This window comes from Hymenobacter lapidiphilus (assembly GCF_003417065.2).
Taxonomy (GTDB): domain Bacteria; phylum Bacteroidota; class Bacteroidia; order Cytophagales; family Hymenobacteraceae; genus Hymenobacter.
Genome location: NZ_QVLT01000001.1, coordinates 44,411 through 61,450 on the forward strand (window position 1 = coordinate 44,411; position 17,040 = coordinate 61,450).

Annotated in this window: 15 protein-coding genes; 7 read left to right on the forward strand and 8 right to left on the reverse strand. The window is 61.0% G+C overall.

What is annotated here, in order from left to right; genetic code table 11:
- Position 1 precedes the first annotated feature (1 nt).
- From D0N36_RS00235 to icd, 3 genes are all read left to right on the forward strand, one after another.
- On the forward strand, positions 2-871 hold the full coding sequence (locus D0N36_RS00235) for a hypothetical protein (RefSeq protein WP_116939068.1): 870 nt from the start codon (positions 2-4) through the stop codon (positions 869-871).
- Positions 872-1,146: 275 nt separating this feature from the next.
- A complete protein-coding gene (locus D0N36_RS00240; protein ID WP_242478735.1) occupies positions 1,147-4,116 on the forward strand; it encodes a M16 family metallopeptidase in 2,970 nt (989 codons plus the stop codon).
- Positions 4,117-4,404: 288 nt separating this feature from the next.
- Complete coding sequence (gene icd / locus D0N36_RS00245) at positions 4,405-5,667, forward strand: NADP-dependent isocitrate dehydrogenase (RefSeq protein WP_116939069.1); 1,263 nt, start codon at positions 4,405-4,407, stop codon at positions 5,665-5,667.
- Positions 5,668-5,852: 185 nt separating this feature from the next.
- Here icd and D0N36_RS00250 read toward each other — a convergent pair whose 3' ends face one another.
- The gene (locus D0N36_RS00250; protein ID WP_116939070.1) at positions 5,853-6,881 is read right to left on the reverse strand and encodes a mechanosensitive ion channel family protein; all 1,029 of its coding nucleotides are present in this window, start codon (positions 6,879-6,881) and stop codon (positions 5,853-5,855) included.
- Between the two features lie 127 nt (positions 6,882-7,008).
- On the opposite strand from D0N36_RS00250, the gene D0N36_RS00255 reads away from it, so the two are divergent.
- The 3 genes from D0N36_RS00255 to D0N36_RS00265 all read left to right on the forward strand — a co-directional run bounded on the left by D0N36_RS00255 (position 7,009) and on the right by D0N36_RS00265 (position 9,604).
- Positions 7,009-7,305 (forward strand): DUF202 domain-containing protein, encoded by a 297-nt coding sequence (locus D0N36_RS00255; RefSeq protein WP_116939071.1) that lies wholly within the window; start codon positions 7,009-7,011, stop codon positions 7,303-7,305.
- A 288-nt stretch (positions 7,306-7,593) separates the two neighbouring features.
- Complete coding sequence (locus tag D0N36_RS00260) at positions 7,594-8,448, forward strand: M12 family metallopeptidase (RefSeq protein ID WP_116939072.1); 855 nt, start codon at positions 7,594-7,596, stop codon at positions 8,446-8,448.
- 256 nt (positions 8,449-8,704) lie between these two features.
- The gene (locus tag D0N36_RS00265; RefSeq protein ID WP_147320693.1) at positions 8,705-9,604 is read left to right on the forward strand and encodes a glycoside hydrolase family 16 protein; all 900 of its coding nucleotides are present in this window, start codon (positions 8,705-8,707) and stop codon (positions 9,602-9,604) included.
- On the opposite strand, the gene D0N36_RS00270 is transcribed toward D0N36_RS00265, so the two are convergent.
- Positions 9,601-10,017 carry a hypothetical protein gene (locus tag D0N36_RS00270; RefSeq protein ID WP_116939074.1) on the reverse strand — a complete coding sequence of 139 codons (417 nt, stop codon included), beginning with the start codon at positions 10,015-10,017 and terminating at the stop codon, positions 9,601-9,603. The genes D0N36_RS00265 and D0N36_RS00270 overlap by 4 nt on opposite strands.
- A 92-nt stretch (positions 10,018-10,109) precedes the next feature.
- On the opposite strand from D0N36_RS00270, the gene D0N36_RS00275 reads away from it, so the two are divergent.
- A complete protein-coding gene (locus D0N36_RS00275) occupies positions 10,110-11,306 on the forward strand; it encodes a pyridoxal phosphate-dependent aminotransferase (protein WP_116939075.1) in 1,197 nt (398 codons plus the stop codon).
- 74 nt (positions 11,307-11,380) lie between these two features.
- Here the strand turns inward: D0N36_RS00275 and D0N36_RS00280 are convergent, their stop codons facing one another.
- The 6 genes from D0N36_RS00280 to D0N36_RS00305 form a co-directional block, all read right to left on the reverse strand.
- Positions 11,381-12,166, reverse strand: a complete 786-nt coding sequence (locus tag D0N36_RS00280; RefSeq protein WP_242478737.1) for a murein L,D-transpeptidase catalytic domain family protein — start codon at positions 12,164-12,166, stop codon at positions 11,381-11,383.
- Positions 12,167-12,376: 210 nt separating this feature from the next.
- Positions 12,377-12,853 carry a hypothetical protein gene (locus D0N36_RS00285; protein ID WP_116939076.1) on the reverse strand — a complete coding sequence of 159 codons (477 nt, stop codon included), beginning with the start codon at positions 12,851-12,853 and terminating at the stop codon, positions 12,377-12,379.
- 10 nt (positions 12,854-12,863) lie between these two features.
- Positions 12,864-13,736, reverse strand: coding sequence for a murein L,D-transpeptidase catalytic domain family protein (locus D0N36_RS00290; protein WP_190242455.1), 873 nt, complete (start codon positions 13,734-13,736; stop codon positions 12,864-12,866).
- Positions 13,737-13,859: 123 nt separating this feature from the next.
- A complete protein-coding gene (locus tag D0N36_RS00295) occupies positions 13,860-14,069 on the reverse strand; it encodes a hypothetical protein (RefSeq protein WP_147320694.1) in 210 nt (69 codons plus the stop codon).
- Between the two features lie 121 nt (positions 14,070-14,190).
- On the reverse strand, positions 14,191-16,491 hold the full coding sequence (locus tag D0N36_RS00300; RefSeq protein WP_116939078.1) for a TonB-dependent receptor: 2,301 nt from the start codon (positions 16,489-16,491) through the stop codon (positions 14,191-14,193).
- A gap of 119 nt (positions 16,492-16,610) precedes the next feature.
- Positions 16,611-16,997 carry a hypothetical protein gene (locus D0N36_RS00305; RefSeq protein WP_116939079.1) on the reverse strand — a complete coding sequence of 129 codons (387 nt, stop codon included), beginning with the start codon at positions 16,995-16,997 and terminating at the stop codon, positions 16,611-16,613.
- Between the last annotated feature and the right edge of the window lie 43 nt (positions 16,998-17,040).

Below are 17,040 nucleotides of genomic sequence, written 5' to 3' on the forward strand. Positions count from 1 at the left end.
AGTGCCAGCAGCTCCCACCGGCCAGCTGGTAGCCGACGGCACCGCCGAAGCGCCCGCTGCATACATTAAGTCGCCACCGGCGGCCCCAGAGCAACCCAACAACCAGCAACCAGCAACCGACAACCAGTTAGCCCACGCCCCCGCCGACCCCGAGCCCATCGTGCCGGTGGAAAGCGGTGTGGAGGAGCTGCACGACACGCCCAGCATCGAGGACGAGGCCGCTACCAACGTGCCCACCACCAGCGGCCCCCGCGACACGGTGCCGCACATAGAAACCGGTCGGCCCAGCATTGCCGGCCACGAGCCGGGCATGACGCCCGTAACGGCCGCCCCACTGCCCCCGCCCGTGCCCAAGCCTGGCATGCCGCTGCCGGGCAAGCCCCTGGGTCTGGGCACCAAGCTGCCCGGTTTGGGCAGCCTGAGCGCCATGAAGGCCCAGCTGGCCCAGCAGGTCGCCGCCGGCAAAGCCACCGCCGAAGCCGAGCCCAGCGGCCCCGTAACCGGCCTGCCCGCCATCGACGACGCCAAGCTGCAACGCGCCTGGAAGGAACTGACCGAGGAGCGCAAGGCCGGCAGCATGATGCACTACAGCATCCTCAACCGCCCGGTGCAGGCCACCGAGCAGCACGTTATTCTGCTGACTGTGGACAATCCCGTGCAGGAGGACCAGTTCAACGACTTCCGGGGCGAATTCGTAGTCGAGCTGCGCCGCCGCACCGGCTACCCGCGCCTCACGGTGCAGGTGAGCATCGTGGAGCGCCAGGAAACCGGCCGCAAGCTCTACACCGCCACCGATAAGCTGGAGTACCTGACCGAAAAGTACCCCATGCTGGCCCAGATGAAGCAGCGCCTGGGCCTGGATGCCGACTAAATCACAGATGTTGCAGATGGTGCAGATGACGCAGATTCGTTCTGCTGGCGTAGTCGTTCGACGGTAGATTCGTGTAATCAGTAAGTCTGCTAACAGAACGAATCCATCGGCAGAACGACTCTGCGTCATCTGCACCATCTGCAACATCTGTGATCCTATAAGCAATTTTTCGCAATTGAAAGGCGGAACGGGTATCGGTGGGCTTTTTATTCCCGGGGGGGACGCCTATCTTTGAGTTTATTATTAGAATCTGCTCTCTCCGCCCCCCTTCCCTCGTGAGAAAACCCTTTCTGCTTTTCGTTCCGGCCCTGGCTGCCCTGGGCCTGACCCAGTGTCAATCCAGCAAGCCCGCTACTTCGGCCTCGACCCCGGCTACTGAAGCTCCCGCAACGCCCCGGCAGAAGGAATACACGTACCAGACCGTTCCCGGCGACCCGCTCAAGGCCCGCATCTATACCCTCGACAACGGCCTGACGGTTTACCTTTCCGACTACAAAGACGCCCCGCGTATTCAGACTTATCTGGCCGTGCGCGCCGGCTCCAAGAACGACCCGGCCACCGCTACCGGCCTGGCCCACTACCTCGAGCACATGGTGTTCAAGGGTACCTCGCAACTGGGCACCCAGAACTGGGCTGCCGAAAAGCCCGAGCTCGACAAGATTGAGGCTCTCTACGAGCAGTACCGCGCCCAGCGCAACGACCCCGCCGCCCGTAAGAAAACCTACTACCAGATTGACTCCATCTCGGGTGTGGCGGCCAAGTACGCCGTGGCCAACGAGTACGACAAGGTGATGGGCGCCATCGGCTCGCAGGGCTCCAACGCCTACACCTCGGTCGAGCAGACGGTGTACCAGGAGGATATTCCGAGCAACCAGATTGAGAAGTGGGCTGCCATCCAGAGTGAGCGGATGGGCGAGCTGGTGCCCCGCCTGTTCCACACCGAGCTGGAGGCCGTGTACGAGGAGAAGAACCGCGGCCTCGACAACGACTTCAGCAAGGAGTTTGAGGCCATCAACCGGACGCTGTTTCAGCAGCACCAGTACGGTACCCAGACCACCATCGGTACCATCGAGCACCTGCAGAATCCCTCCATAACGGAGATTAAGGCGTACTACGAGGCCTACTACGTGCCCAACAACGTGGCGCTGGCCCTGAGCGGCGACCTGGATTACGACCAGACCATCCGCACGATTGACAAGTACTTCGGCCCGCTGAAGCGCAAGCCGGTGCCCACTTTTACGGTGGCCCAGGAAGCGCCCCTGACGGCTCCGGTGATTACGAAAATCGTGGGTCCGAGCGCCGAGAACGTGATGCTGGGCTTCCGTTTCCCGGGCAGCAACACCAAGGACGCACTGGCCCTGCGCATGATCGACAAGATCCTCAGCAACGGTCAGGCCGGTCTGATTGACCTCAACCTCAATCAGCAGCAGAAAGTACTGCAGGCGTCCTCGTTTGCCAATATCAACAACGACTACTCCAGCCACATCCTTTACGCTACGCCCCGCCAGGGCCAGAAGCTGGAGGAAGTGCGCGACCTGCTGCTGGGCCAGCTGGATAAAGTAAAGAAAGGCGACTTCCCGGAGTGGCTGATTCCGGCCATCATCAACAACGAGCAGCTGCAGCGTACCAAGAGCTACGAGAGCAATGAGGCCCGCGCCGGCGCTTTCGTGGATGCTTTCGTGGCCCGCGCCGACTGGAAGGACTACCTGCAGCAGATCGAGGACTTCGGCAAGGTGAACCGCGAGGACGTGATGCGCGTGGCCCAGCAGTACTACGGCCCCGGCTATGCCCTGGTGTACAAGCGCACCGGCCAGGACCCCAACATCGTGAAAGTGGTGAAGCCGGCCATTACGCCGGTGCCCGTTAACCGCGACGCGGCCTCCGACTTCTACAAACAGGTAATGGGCATGTCGTCGCCCGATTTGCAGCCGGTTTTTGTTGATTACAAGAAGGACATTCAGGAGACCAAGCTGGCCTCGGGCATTCCGGTGTTCTACACCCGCAACACCGAGAACAACCTGTTCAACCTGTACTACGTGCTCGATATGGGCACCAACGGCAACCAGCGCCTGGGTTTGGCCACCGACTACCTGCAGTACCTGGGGGCCGGTAAGTACTCGGCCGCCGAGCTGCAGCAGGAGTTCTATAAGCTGGGCTGCTCGTTTGCGGTGCAGAGCGAGCAGGACCGCACTACTATCAGCCTCAGCGGCCTCGATAGCAATATGGAGCCCGCGCTGCAGCTGTTCGAAAGCCTGCTCGCGGCTCCCAAGCCCGATGCCGCCGCCCTCAAAAACATGGTGGCCGGCGTGCTCAAGGCCCGCCAGGATGCCAAGCTCAACAAGGGCGTGATTCTGCAGCAGGCCATGGTGAACTACGCCAAGTACGGCGCGAAAAACCCCTTCACCACCCAGCTCAGTGAGAAAAAGCTCAAGGCCCTCAAGCCCGAGCAGCTCACCAGCCTCATCAAGCAGCTGCCCACCTACCAGCACCGGGTGCTGTACTACGGCCCCAAGCCCGAAACCGGTCTGACCGCCACGCTCAACCAGCTGCACAAAACGCCCGCCACGCTGGCCGCCGTGCCCGCCAACAAGGACTACGCCGAGCAGCCACTGAATACGCCCAAAGTGTACTGGGTGGATTACAACATGGTGCAGGCCGAAATCCTGTTCATGAGCAAAGGGCCTTTGTTCGATAAGACGCTCGTGCCCACCACCAGCCTTTATAACACCTACTTCGGGGGCGGTATGGGCAGCATCGTGTTCCAGGAATTGCGCGAAAGCCAGGCCCTCGCCTACTCGGCTTCCTCGCGCTTCGCCACGGCCGATAAAACGGGCCGCAGCTCTTACAACATGAGCTACATCGGGGCCCAGGCCGACAAGCTGCCCGAAGCTATGGCCGGCATGCAGCTCCTGCTCACCGATATGCCCACGGCCGAAGCCAACCTGCAGATTGCCAAAGCCGCTATCCGCAACAGCATCGCCACCGACCGCATCACCAAATCCGACATCCTCTTCAGCTACGAGCGCGCCAAACGCCTAGGCCTCGACTACGACCTGCGTCGCGACGTGTATGAGCAGACGGCCAACATGAGCTTCGCCGACTTGCTCAAGTTTCAGCAGGCCCGCGTGAAAGGCCAGCCCCAGACCATCCTCGTCATCGGCTCCAAAGACCGCCTCAACTTCAAGGCCCTGGCCAAATACGGCAAAGTCGAGCAGCTGACACTGAAGGAGATTTTCGGGTATTAGATTTTAGTGCTTAGGTGATAGTGCTTGGTGCTCAGGCCGTTTTGGCTGAACGTGCTAAGCATTATCAATGAAGCACTAAACAGGTCGATAACTCGCAGTATCAGAACACTCCACTACAACAGCCAAAACAATAAACAACAGCACCCGAGCACCAAACAAGTTACTAGCGCTGATCAGTGAGGCCGATATCAAGCACAGCCTAAGCTCTAAGCACGAGTAACTAAGCACTAACGCCCAGCACTAACCTCAAAATACCTGTCACGTAACACCTGACACTTTTTTTCGACAATGGCAGAGAAAATAACCATCAAGAACGGCAAGCTGAATGTGCCGGATCAGCCGATTATCCCATTCATTGAGGGCGACGGTACGGGACCGGATATTTGGGCTGCGGCCGTCCGCGTGCTAGATGCGGCGGTAGAGAAGGCCTATAGCGGCAAGCGTAAGCTGGAGTGGAAAGAAGTGCTGGCTGGTGAGAAGGCCTTCAAGCAGGTGAATAACTGGCTGCCCAACGAAACCCTCGACGCCTTCCGCGAATACCTGGTGGGCATTAAAGGCCCCCTGACCACGCCCGTGGGCGGCGGCATCCGGAGCCTGAACGTGGCCCTGCGCCAGGAGCTCGACCTGTATGCCTGCGTGCGCCCCGTACGCTGGTTCGAAGGCGTGCCTTCGCCCGTAAAGCGCCCCGAGCTGACCGACATGGTCATCTTCCGCGAGAACACCGAGGACATCTACGCCGGCATCGAGTACATGAACGGTACGCCACAGGCCCAGAAAATGCTAGAATTCCTGCAGGATGAGATGGGCGTGAAGAAAATCCGCTTCCCCGAAACGTCCTCCTTCGGCATTAAGCCGGTGAGCAAGGAAGGCACCGAGCGGCTCGTGCGCGCGGCCATCGAGTACGCCATCAAGCACAAGAAGCCCTCGGTGACCATCGTGCACAAAGGCAACATCATGAAGTTCACCGAGGGCGCGTTCAAAACCTGGGGCTACGAGCTAGCCGAGAAGGAGTTTGGCGACAAGGTGTACACGTGGGCTCAGTACGACAAGGTACTGGCCAAGCAGGGCCAGGAAATGGCCGACGCCCAGCAGAAGCTGGCCCTCGAGAGCGGCAAAATCCTCATCAAGGACAGCATTGCCGATGCCTTCCTGCAGCAGATTCTGCTCCGCCCCTCCGAGTACTCGGTAGTCGCCACGCTCAACCTGAACGGCGACTACATCTCCGACTCGCTGGCCGCCATCGTGGGCGGCATCGGCATTGCACCGGGCGCCAACATCAACTACGAAACCGGCCACGCCATCTTCGAAGCCACCCACGGCACGGCCCCCAAGTACGCCGGCCTCGACAAGGTGAATCCCGGCTCGGTGATTCTCTCCGGCGCCCTGATGCTGGAGCACCTGGGCTGGAACGAAGCCGCCGACCTCATCTACAAAGGCCTCGAAGCCGCCATTGCCGCCAAGCGCGTCACCTACGATTTCGAACGCCAGATGGAAGGCGCTACCCTGCTTAAGTGCAGCGAGTTCGGCAACGAAATCATCCAGGATATGTAGTAGCTTGGTGTAAGCCAACTACCGCAACCCCATCCGCAACTCAAAACTGTTTTATGGCGGTTTCGTGAATAGTGTACCGCTAGAAAAATAACCAAGCGCTAAAAAAGGCCGGACTCCCCTAATCAGGGAAGCCCGGCCTTTTTCAATTCTGGTAAATAATCAGGCAGCCTAACCATCCTATCAGTCTACTGCTGGCGGGGGTCGGGTTGCTGGTCGGCGGGAGAATCCGCGGGTACGGGGGCCGGTTGCTGCTTGGCTAGTTGGCGTTGCTCCTGTTCCCGGCGCTGCTGGCGCACTTCTATCATAGAGCGGGGCATTTCGCCGGGGCCGGCGGGCCAGCCTTCGCGCTGGGTTTTGCGGTTGCCGTCGGTTTCCTCGGTTTGGTCGTGCAGCAGCACCACCTGGGTGGGGAAGGGCTGGTCGATTCCGGCTTCGGTGAGCTTGTTTTTTACGAGTTCAAGCACCGCATCCTTCGACTTCATGTAGTCGGCGCGGCGGGGCGGGTTAATCCACCAGCGCAGCCGGATATCGATGGTACTCTCCCCGATTTCCACCACCAGGGCCTCGGGCTCCGGGTCGGAGAGCACGCCGGGTATCGACTGCACGGCGGCCAGCATCACCTGCCGGGCCTGAGCAATGTTGTCGCCGTAGCCGATGCCAAAATCATACTCCAGCCGGCGCATGTCGTAGGCCGTGTTCACGGTTACTGCGTTGATGAACAGCTCGGCGTTGGGGATGACGACGCGGCGGCCGTCGTAGGTTTTGATGGTGGTGGCGCGGGCCTGGATGGTTTCGACAGTACCCTCGAAGTCCTTGTACTTGATCTGGTCGTTGATGCGGAAGGGCTCGGTGAGTAGCAGCAGGATGCCGGCCAGGAAGTTCTGGAAAATGTCTTTGAACGCGAAGCCGATGGCCACCCCGCCGATACCCAGCGCACTGATGAGGCTGGTGGGCGTAAAGCTGGGAATCATGACGGTGAACATCACCAGTACGCCCAGCAGCACCACAAACAGGTAGGCCAGCCGGCTCAGCAGCAGCGTGAGGCTCTGGCTCTGGTGGCGGATGGCGGTGAGCCGCTCCACCCCCGAGCGCACGCCCCGGGCAATGAAGAGGAAAATGGCCAGCACCACCAGCCCGATGAGCAGGTTGGGCAGCATGGCCATAAAGGTGGTGCCCATGCTATTGAGCTTCTGCCAGGTAACCGAAAAATCCATAGAACAGAGAAAGGGTAAGAAGAGAGGTGGCCAGCAAGCATCCAATGCATAGAACACGTAATTGCCCGACGAATAGTTATAGCGGCCGGCTGCCGACCCGCCAGCCGCTTTCTGCGTAGGCCCTACCATGACAAAGCTGCACACCGCTACCCCCAACTCCCCCCTCGAACTGCGCGACCGGCTGGCCATGGAACGCACCCGCCTGGCCAACGAACGGACGCTGCTGGCGTACCTGCGCACCGGCCTGACATTAGTTATTGCCGGTTTAACCTTCTTCAAGTTCTTCCGCAGCAGCGCGTATATCTGGGCCGGCGGGTTGTTACTGCCCCTGGGCCTGACCATTGTGGTAGTGGGCTGGCGGCGCTACCAGGTGCGCGCCCGCCACATCGAGCAATTCGTAGCCGCGGCCGATGCAATGACCTAAGTAGCCGGCCTTTATTGCCTGCACCTGCTCGTGCATGATTATGTCATTGCACAGAGCTACTACTCCCTCAGCCATATATAAGGGAAGCCGATTACAGATTTGGCTTAATAGCACTGCAATAAGGTACAAGGCAGTTTTTTGGGGAAGCTACACACACCGAAAAGTTGTGAAACCAAAGGCGGGCGGGTAGCGGCCGGAAGCGGGGAGCCGGCTTGTTTCCGGCGCGAATGAAATATTGTTTTATCATTGGCGTTTCGACCACACTCCACAACCAAACCCTTCTACATCATGTTCAAACCATCATTTTCCGCCCTGGCCTACTTGGCCTTATTTGGTACTATTTCATTAGCGAGCTGCAGCAAAGACCAGCAGGCCCAACCCAACCAGCCAGAGCAGGTGGCCCAGGACCAGGCCGAGCTGGCCTACCCTGGCCAGACCGGGGAGCTGAAAACCGGGGAGTGGGCCGGCCAGCCCGTCAGCTACCAGAAAATCAACGGGGATAAAGTGTACGAAGGCGACATTCTGCTTACCAGCGAGCAGCTTACTGCCGGCTCCGATGGCGACCAGCAGCGCCCCGGCAGCGCCGGCCGCACTACGGGCCGCTGGCCTTCGGGCATCGTGTATTACACCATTGATGCGGCCCTGCCCAATCAGGCCCGCGTAACCGATGCCATTGCGCATTGGCAGGCCAACTCGCCCGTACGATTCATTGCCCGCACCACCCAAACCGCCTATGTAACGTTCCGGGTAGGCTCGGGCTGCTCCTCAAACATCGGGCGCACCGGCAGCCGGCAGTACATCAACCTGGCTTCGGGCTGCAGCACGGGCAACACCATCCACGAAATCGGCCACGCCGTGGGCCTGTTTCACGAGCAGACCCGCAACGACCGTGACACCTTCGTTAACATTCTCACCCAAAACATCCAGTCGGGCTACGAAGGCAACTTCAGCAAATACTCTGCCTCGGGTTACGGCGGCACCGATTACGGCGCCCTCGATTTTGGCTCCATCATGATGTACGGTTCGTTCTCGTTCTCATCGAATGGTCAGCCGACCATCACCCGAAAGGATGGCTCGACGTTTGACATCCAGCGTACCGGCCTCTCGGCCGGCGACAAGAGCGGCATCGACGCCATGTACTAACCAGCAACCACAGGGCACCTGGTAGGCCTGTTGAGCGTACACTTGGCGCTTTTTTCAGATCGGGCGGCTTTCCTTCGGGGAAGGCCGCCCAATTTTTTGCTCTTTCGCCTGCATCGGAGCTTGGTCGTTCTGCGTTTAAGGCATGCCGGAAAATTGTCATGCCTGATCTGGTGTCCACTTATCTAAGCATGCCAGAAGTAGTGTTTTTCGCAACTTCCCAACCCTCACTTCGCTCAGTAGCCTCAATCCAGTTAGTGTGTCCAAGCAGTACCTGCCAGCCATTTGCCGCTTACTATTATGCCTGCTACCGCTGCTATCGGCGGGGTTGCCGGCCGAGGCCCAGCGCCGCCTGCGCTACACCGACTGGCAGCTGGTTTTTCTCGAAGATTTTGATACCTACCGCGACGTGGCCGATATGGCCGTCCGCTCGCCCTGGCAGTTTGCGCCCGACAACGGCCCAACGCTGTGGGGCAATCAGTACGAGGATGAATACTACGATCAGGCCGCCGTTTCGCTGCGCGACGGCTACGTCTACCTCACGGCCCGTCCGCTGCCTCAGCCGCGCACTTTCGCTTTCCAGGTAGACGGCCGCGACACGCTCAAGCAGCTGCATTTTGAGTCGGGGTGGCTGAGCCTGAAGCCCGGATTCGGGGCCAACCCCGCACTGGGTGATACGGCCCGGTGGGCAGGTAACCGGGGCTTCCAATACGGTCTGTTTGAGATTCGCTGCCGGTTTGGGGGCGGCGAAGGTACTTGGCCAGCCTTCTGGCTGTTCAGTGGCCCCACCGAAATAGATGTGTTTGAGGGTGGTGCCGGCCGCGAGTACTCCAACACCGTGCACTACACCCCCAACAAGCCGGCCCGCCACGAATCTGCCAGCTTCCAAGCGCCAGCCTGGAAGGATCTGAGTGCCGATTTCAACGTCTTTTCTGCCATATGGACACCTACTGAAGTAACCTTTTACCTGAACCAACGCCGGTTGCGCACAGTACCGGCCAGCCGCCTTCCTACTTTTCCGGCCCCGGCTACTGTTATCGTCAACCAGGCCGTGCTAACATACTCCGACCTGGCCACCTGGCCCACAGGCCCGGATGGCCCTTACAGCAGCCTGGTCGTGGATTACATCAAGGTGTACAAAGTTCGGGGCCAGCCTTAGCCAAGCGGCGTTAGCGACAGGGCGGCGAATTCGGCTAATACGCTGGCCACGAACCGCTGTTGGGCCTGGCCAAAGGGCCTGAGTCGGCCCAGCTGCAGCTGCCATTGCTCAAGCTGCTCAGCTTCGGTGAGGTCGTAGCGCCAGCGGGGCTGCCCATCGATTATTTCCAGCATAGCACCGAGCTGCTGCCCGATGTGTACCAGCAGGTGCTCATCGGTAGGCAGGCGGAGCAGGCTGGTGCCTTCGTCGCCTACCGCCGCCCGCAAAAAGGTCTTTCGGTAGTAGCATAGCGTTCGGCTGCCTTCTTTGTCAGACGAAGTAAGGGCGTATTCTCCGCTTTTGAGGCAGTCGAGCAGCAACACCCGGCACTGCGCAACAGTGGCGGGCAACGGGAAAGGCAGGCTATTTTCCATGATGCGAAAGATACCGCGCGCCGCTACAACCTGACCGGCCGGCTGTTACCTTGCACCCGCATTCCGCATCCGATTTCCTTCTTCCCTGCTTCATGCTTCACGTATCGGAGCGCGGCCAGCTGCTGCCGCCATCGCCCTACCGCCACCTCACGCCCTACGCCGAAGCGGCCCGCCGCCGGGGCCTCACAGTGCACCCGCTCAACATCGGGCAGCCCGACATCGAAACGCCCCCACAGATGGTGGCCGCCGTACAGCGGGCCGACATCCGGGTGCTCGACTACGGCCCCAGCGCCGGCCTCGACTCCTACCGCCACGTGCTGGCCACTTACTACCAGCAGCAGGGCCTGGCAGTTACCGCCGACGACGTCATCGTAACCACCGGGGGCAGTGAGGCTATTATGTTTGCGCTGCTGGCCTGCCTAAATCCGGGCGACGAGTTCATCGTGCCCGAACCATTCTACGGGCCCTATCAGGGTTTTGCCATAGCCACCGACACCCGGCTGGTGCCGGTATCTTCTTATCTGGAAGATGAGTTTGCCCTGCCGCCGATTGCCGACTTCGAGGCCCGAATCACGCCTCGTACCCGCGCTATCCTGGTCTGCAACCCTAATAACCCGACCGGCTACGTGTACTCGCGCGCCGAGCTGGAGCAGCTGCGCGACCTATGCCTGCGCCACAACCTGTACCTGCTGGCCGACGAAGCCTACCGCGAGTTCTGCTACGACGCACCCTTCGTCAGCGCCCTGGAGCTGCCGGGCGCGGAAAACCACGTAGTGCTGCTCGACACTATTTCCAAGCGCTATAGTGCCTGCGGAGCCCGTATCGGAGCCCTGGTCACGAAAAACCAGGCGTTACGCGAGGCGGTGTTTAAGCTGGCCCAGCTACGGGTATGCCCGCCGGGTTTGGGCCAGCTGCTGGCCCAGGCTGCCGCCGAGCTGCCCACCGACTACTTCGCCCACACCCAGGCCGAGTACCAGGCCCGCCGCAACCTGATGGTAGACCGCTTGCAGGCCATGCCCGGCGTACGCTGCCCGCGCCCCCGCGGCGCCTTCTACGTGCTCTGCCACTTGCCCATTGATGATGCCACCCGCTTCGCCCGCTGGCTGCTGGAGGAGTTCGCCCTGAACGGCGAAACGCTGCTGGTGTCGCCCGCCGCCGGATTCTACGCCACCGCTGGCCTCGGCCGCCAGCAACTGCGCCTGGCCTACGTCGTGCACCAAAACGTTATCAACCGCGCAATGGACTGTCTGGCAGCGGCACTGGAACAGTATCCGGGCCGGCAGGATTAACAACCAGTTTAGAAAGCAAATGAGCGCCCATCCTTACGGATGGGCGCTCATTTGCTTTCTAAATTATAGAGGGTTTAAATCATCTGGCTGTTACCGAGCATAGTGCTCATGGCCACATCCTGGTTCAGGTACTTGGAAGAATAGCGGGTATCGGGGCCGTTGATAAACATGGCCGTCTGCCCGCCGATGCTTTCAATGATGGCGTCTTTCTGATCCATGGGCAGGGCCGGGCATCCCAGGCTCCGGCCCAGGCGGCCGTTCTGGCGAATAAACTCCTCGCTCACGTAATCGGCGCCGTGCATTACCACGGAGCGCATCAGGGCATTGGTATTGTAGCCCTCGTCGACGCCGGCCAGCTTTAGCGAGCGGCCGTGCTTGCCCACGTACTCACCCTCGGTTACGTAGAAGCCCAGGCTGCTTTTGTTCGACTCATTCTCGTTGGAGAAGGTCGTGGCCATATTTTCACCCGAGTTGCGACCGTGCGCCACCAGCGTATGGAATTTTACCTGCTTGTTTTCCAGATCAAGCACCCACAGGCGCTTCTCGGTGGAAGGCAGGCTGAAATCGACTACGGTAAGCAGTTTTTTGTCGCTGAGCTTGTCGGTTTTTTCGAGGTTTAGGTAGCCAGTCATAGCCTTCTCAAACACTTCGAACGTCAGGCCCTGCTGCTCCACCTGCAGGTCGCGGTAGAGGTTGTGCACCTTTTGGTCGAAGATATTGGCCTTAGAAGCTACTACTGGCGCATGTGCCGGCAGATGCAGGCTGGAACCCATAACGGCCGCTTTGGAGCGCGTAACCGGCGCGGCCAAAGGCGTAGCCATAAACAGGGCCGCCACAAACGGCAACACCCGACGGACCATACGGCGCGACTTCAACTTAAGACGTTGCCGGCGAACTACACTTTTATTTTCCATCATCACGGTTCGTTTCGGTTGCAGATTTCGGTTGCGGAAAGGGCTTTGCCGCGCACGGCAGAATGGATTATCAGCTTATACGCAGCCACCTGAAACCCGGACGCCTAAAAGTTGCGCATTCGGGCGCGGTATGGCCATAACATAGCGGTTAGCTGATTAATTCCGTGCGCCACTCTGCCATTGGTACGCCGAAGACCAGCTAAGTGGATTTTTCACGACCTGCCTTAACCACCGAATTTCTCCAGGCTCCAGCTGCGGCCAATCAGATTCGTTGTACTCATATGATGCAAACCGCTTAATGGCCCGGTAGAATGGTAACATGATATCATCCATGCTGCCCACGGTTCGGCTATGCAGACTTCTGGCGGCGCGGTCATTCTCCGCGTACCAAATCGTCAACTCAAGCTGCTCATTCAGTCTGGCGAAAGAAAAGTAATAGCCGGATGGCTCCAGGTGCCACCATACCAGCGTTTCTCCAAGGATAGCATCCGCCACTACCAGCCGCAACGCCGCCGCCAGTTGGCTGATCGGGTTAAGCGGCACGTCTGAGGCTTCGAAAGCCAGTTCAAAGTCTGTGGTTTCGATTCTCACCGGTAACCAACCATGATTCGGCTCACCAAATTCGACTTTCATCAAACTGTTTTTACGGGTGAATTATAACCATCCAGTCGTTACTCCCACCCCCGTGCCGCCAGCCGCTGGGCTGCTTCGGCAGCATCGAGCCACTTCGACTCCAAGCCGGGGCCGCTGAGGTACAAGCAGCCGCCCTCGCCCACGGCCCCATGATGGCCCGGTACTGGTCGGGCGGCAGGGCGGGGCAGCCGCGGCTGTTGCCGGCCTGCCCGTGGCGCTCCAGGTAGGCGGCGCTTACGTAGTCGGCGCTGTGCAGCACTACATAGCGGCGCAGGGCGTTATCGTTCTGGCCGGCATCGAGGCCGCGCAGGCGGCGCGAGAGGCCGTGCTTGCCCCGATACGTATCCTGGGTGCGGTAGAAGCCCAAGGACGTGCAGGCCGATTTGATGGTATTGGAGAAGCGCCGGGCGCGTAGGTCGCCCGAGCCGCGGCCGTGGGCCACGGGGCTGCGGTGCAGCACCTGGCCGGCCCGCAAGTCAAGCACCCACAAGCGAGGCTCGGAGGAAGGCAGGTCCATATCGGCCACGGCCAGAATGCCGGGCCGGCTGATGCGGCCGGCCTGCCGCAGGTTGAGGTAGCCCACGCAGGCCCTTTCCAGCACTTCAGGCCGTAGCGCGGCGGCTTCCGGACCCAGCCGGCCGCGCAGTTCCGCTACGGCCGCCCGCAACTCCGGCGGCACATCGGGTAGCGGCACCAGCGGCGTGGGGGCCAGCGAATCGACGGCGGAGGTTGGCGCTACCGGAACCGCAAGGGCCACCGCTGTGCTTTGGCGGGCCGCCGCCACCTCACCGCCCGCCGACTGGCAGCTGGCTGTTATTCCACCCATCCCCAACAGACCCAGCAGCAGGACAGAAAGGCGGGAAGACGGAGCGGGAAGTGTCATGAGCAGCAGCTGGTTCGGGGCCAAAATCCGCATTTACGCTGCCGGATGCAAATAAAGGTTTCCTCAAGTCGGTTTCCCTCCCACAAAAAAGCCGCTTTCCAGAGTAGAAAGCGGCTTTCGAAATTACCAACGCTTGGCGGAGCTGTGCGGCGCAGAGCGGGCGTGGGTACGGCAATGCACCCGGGCCCGCACCTCGCGGTACCGTTGCTGGGTACCCTGGGGCAGGGGCGGCGGCGCCCCTGCCTCAAATACCGGCGGAGCAGTGGTGCCCATTAGGGCCTGCCGAATGATGGATTGCGTATCAACGGAATTGGGGATAGAGAAGAAAGACATGATGCAGTAAAGTTGAGGTTGGAAAATAAGCCCGGCAAGGCTCGTTTAAGCAGGTCCTGAGTTCAGTCAAGGCCTGGCAGTCGGAAAACGACGACAGAAACTGCGTTTCCGGCCGGCATCCTTAGAAAAACACGCTGGCGTTGAGCTTCAGGTAGAACGGCGTGCCCGGCGTGAAGTGCAGCTCATCCACGGAAGTGCCCAGCGGCTCGGAGCGCAGGCGGGTTTCGGTGGCAAACTGGGCCTGGTTCCACTCCACGTTGAGCAGGTTTTCGGCCGTGGCCCCCACCTGGAAACGCTTGGTGGTGTAGTTGACCACGGCGTCGAGCAGAAAATAGCCCCGGGCCGTGATGCTGCCGTCGTCGTTGGCCGGCCGGTCGTCGATGTAGCGGTAGCGCAGGCTGGTATTGAAACCTTTGGGGGCTTTGTAAGTGAGGCCGGCCACACTGGTCAGGTTGGGAGCCAGCGGGATGAAGTTGGCGCCTTCGGGGGCGTCCACCTGCCGGCCGCGGTTGAAGTTCACGTCCAAATCGGCAAAGAGGCGCGTGGTGACCTGATAGCGGGCGGCCAGGTCGAGGCCGAAGCGGCGGGTGGGGCCGGTGCTTTCCGTAACGCCCTCGTCGCCGATGTACACCAGCTCGTCCTGCAGGTGCAGGGCCCAGGCGGCCACGTTCACCACCAGGCTAGGCACGGGCTTGAAGGTGCTGCCCGCCTCGTAGCCGATGGCCCGGGGCAGCACGTTGTCGCCGGCGGTGCCGCGCACCACGCCGCGCGCATCGTTGGAGTGAAACCCAAAGCCCGAGCGCACGAACAGCTGCGCGTTGGGGCTGAGCTGGTAGTAGAAGTTGAGCTTGGGCGACACCCGCGCCGCCGTGGCCCGGCCCGACACGGCATCCGTGGCGTCGCGCTGGTCGCGGTAGCGAAACCGAAACACGTCGAGCCGCAGGGCGGCGTTCACGGTCAGGCGCTCGGTCACGGTCAGCGTTTCGTCGAGGTAGGCGTTGAAGTTCTGCTCGTTCACCCGGCCGCTGATGGTGGTATCGGTCACCACGCGTCGCACGGCGTTGAGCAGGGTTACGTCGGTGGCATCGATGCGCGTACCCACCCCGAAGGTGGTATGCAGCGTGCGGCTGCCGAGCTGCGTGTCGCGGTCGTAGGTGCCGGTGTAGCCAACAATGTCGCGGTTATCGGTCTGGTAGATTCCGTCGCCGTCCTCGGGGTTGTTGAGGAAAAAAGTGAAGTTGGAATACAGCCCGAAGTTGTAGCGCGAGTAGTACGCCTGCTGGCGCAGCACGGCGTTGCCGGGCAGGGCCGTGGTGAGGATGGCCGAAGCGTTGGTGCGGTTGGTGCGGCCGCCCTCGCTGGGGTCGATGCTGCCGAAGCGGGAAATAATGCCCTGCTCCACGCCCCGGTCCGGAATCTGGCCGCTGGCGTCCCAGTTGGAGGTGAAGTGTGAGCCCAGCAGCGTAAGCGAGGTTTTCTCGGTAAGCAGGCCGGTATACTTGGCCAGCCCGTTGAAGCGCTTGAAGTTCTGGGGCTGATCGAAATAGGCGTTGGTGTACAGGTACTCGGCGGCCATGTAGGCGCTTTCCGGCTTCTTGGAAAACAAGTGGCGCTTGTCGTTGCCGAGCAAATCCAGCATCACCAGCCCACGGTAGGTGTCAAACTGGCCCACTTCCACCTTCACCTGGCTGGCATCAAGCCGGGTTTTGGTGAGGAATTCGCCGGCGCCGGCCGTGGCAAAGTCGCCAAACCGGGCCGTGTACGGACCTTTGTACACCTTGAGCTGCTCCACCGTTTCGGGGATGACAAAGTGGAAGTCGGCGTAGCCCTGGCCGTGGCCGTGGCTCACCATGTTCACCGGCAGCCCGTCGATGCTCACGGCGAAGTCGGTGCCGTGGTCCACGTCGAAACCGCGCAGGAAAATCTGCTCGGCCTTGCCGCCGCCCGCGTGCTGGGCAATGAACAAACCCGGCACCAGCCGCAGCAGGTCCTGGGCCGAGTTCACGGGCCGCAGAATCTGGTCGATGTGGCTGATGGCGGCCAGGCTCTGGTTGGGGTCGCGCGGCTGGCTCACGTTCACCTCGCTAAGGCTGAGCACCATCGTGGGCAGAGCCAGGGCCATTGTGCGGGTTTCGCCCGCAGCCAAGGCCACCGGCAGCGTCTGACCCCGGTAACCCAGCGCACCAACTCGCAGCGTATAGGTACCGGCCGCCAGGCCGCCGAGCCGGAAGTTGCCCAGTGCATCGGTGGCCGTGCCGCCGGGTTGGCCTTCCAGGCCTACACTCACGCCCACCAGGGGCTGGCCCGAGAGCGAATCGGCCACGGTGCCGCGCAACACGGCGGTATTCTGGGCCTGGGCATCATGCCCAAACCCACACGCGGCCAGCATAATGCTGGTCGCAATCCAACAAAAAAGGCGCATATGTGCAGCCACAAGGCGACGCTCTACCTACTGGCAGCGCGTCTGAGTCAGAAGATAAATTGACAACGGCACACGCTTGTAGCGCGGCCTTCAGAGCCCTTAATGGGCTCCGCTTCAACTTATCCGCGACGGGGTGGCTGCTTGGGTACTGGCCGGATACCGGCGGGCACGGCCGGCACAGCGGCCGGCTGATACACTAAAAACTGCCGGAACCGCGCCGTTTGCAGACGGGGCGTTTCCGGCAGGCAATGCAGGTCGATGCTCTTAGCCGCGGCCAGCAACTGGGCTGGCGTCGTGTTCTTGGTCTGGGCCTCCACCGCCGACTGGTCGCCGTTGCAGGTATCGAAGCAGTCGAGGCGCAGGTAGTTTTCGTGCTGGCAGGCCGCACTGTGCACATAAGGATGCGCGGCCGTAGGCCCCGGCGCCTCGGGCCGCCCCACCAGGCCCGCACCGATGCCTCCCAGGTAGGGTAGCAAAAGCAGCAGCAGGAGCAGGAGGCGGAGCATTCGGGTTAGAGCTTGGTAATTAGTTAGTGATGGTTGGTGAAAG

Excerpts from the sequence above, each read along its gene's own strand:
- icd (WP_116939069.1), top strand. The coding sequence starts at position 4,405 with ATGGCAGAGAAAATAACCATCAAGAACGGCAAGCTGAATGTGCCGGAT.
- D0N36_RS00250 (WP_116939070.1), bottom strand. The coding sequence starts at position 6,881 with ATGGATTTTTCGGTTACCTGGCAGAAGCTCAATAGCATGGGCACCACC.
- D0N36_RS00255 (WP_116939071.1), top strand. The coding sequence starts at position 7,009 with ATGACAAAGCTGCACACCGCTACCCCCAACTCCCCCCTCGAACTGCGC.
- D0N36_RS00260 (WP_116939072.1), top strand. The coding sequence starts at position 7,594 with ATGTTCAAACCATCATTTTCCGCCCTGGCCTACTTGGCCTTATTTGGT.
- D0N36_RS00270 (WP_116939074.1), bottom strand. The coding sequence starts at position 10,017 with ATGGAAAATAGCCTGCCTTTCCCGTTGCCCGCCACTGTTGCGCAGTGC.
- D0N36_RS00275 (WP_116939075.1), top strand. The coding sequence starts at position 10,110 with ATGCTTCACGTATCGGAGCGCGGCCAGCTGCTGCCGCCATCGCCCTAC.
- D0N36_RS00280 (WP_242478737.1), bottom strand. The coding sequence starts at position 12,166 with ATGGTCCGTCGGGTGTTGCCGTTTGTGGCGGCCCTGTTTATGGCTACG.
- D0N36_RS00285 (WP_116939076.1), bottom strand. The coding sequence starts at position 12,853 with ATGAAAGTCGAATTTGGTGAGCCGAATCATGGTTGGTTACCGGTGAGA.
- D0N36_RS00290 (WP_190242455.1), bottom strand. The coding sequence starts at position 13,736 with ATGACACTTCCCGCTCCGTCTTCCCGCCTTTCTGTCCTGCTGCTGGGT.
- D0N36_RS00295 (WP_147320694.1), bottom strand. The coding sequence starts at position 14,069 with ATGTCTTTCTTCTCTATCCCCAATTCCGTTGATACGCAATCCATCATT.
- D0N36_RS00300 (WP_116939078.1), bottom strand. The coding sequence starts at position 16,491 with ATGCGCCTTTTTTGTTGGATTGCGACCAGCATTATGCTGGCCGCGTGT.
- D0N36_RS00305 (WP_116939079.1), bottom strand. The coding sequence starts at position 16,997 with ATGCTCCGCCTCCTGCTCCTGCTGCTGCTTTTGCTACCCTACCTGGGA.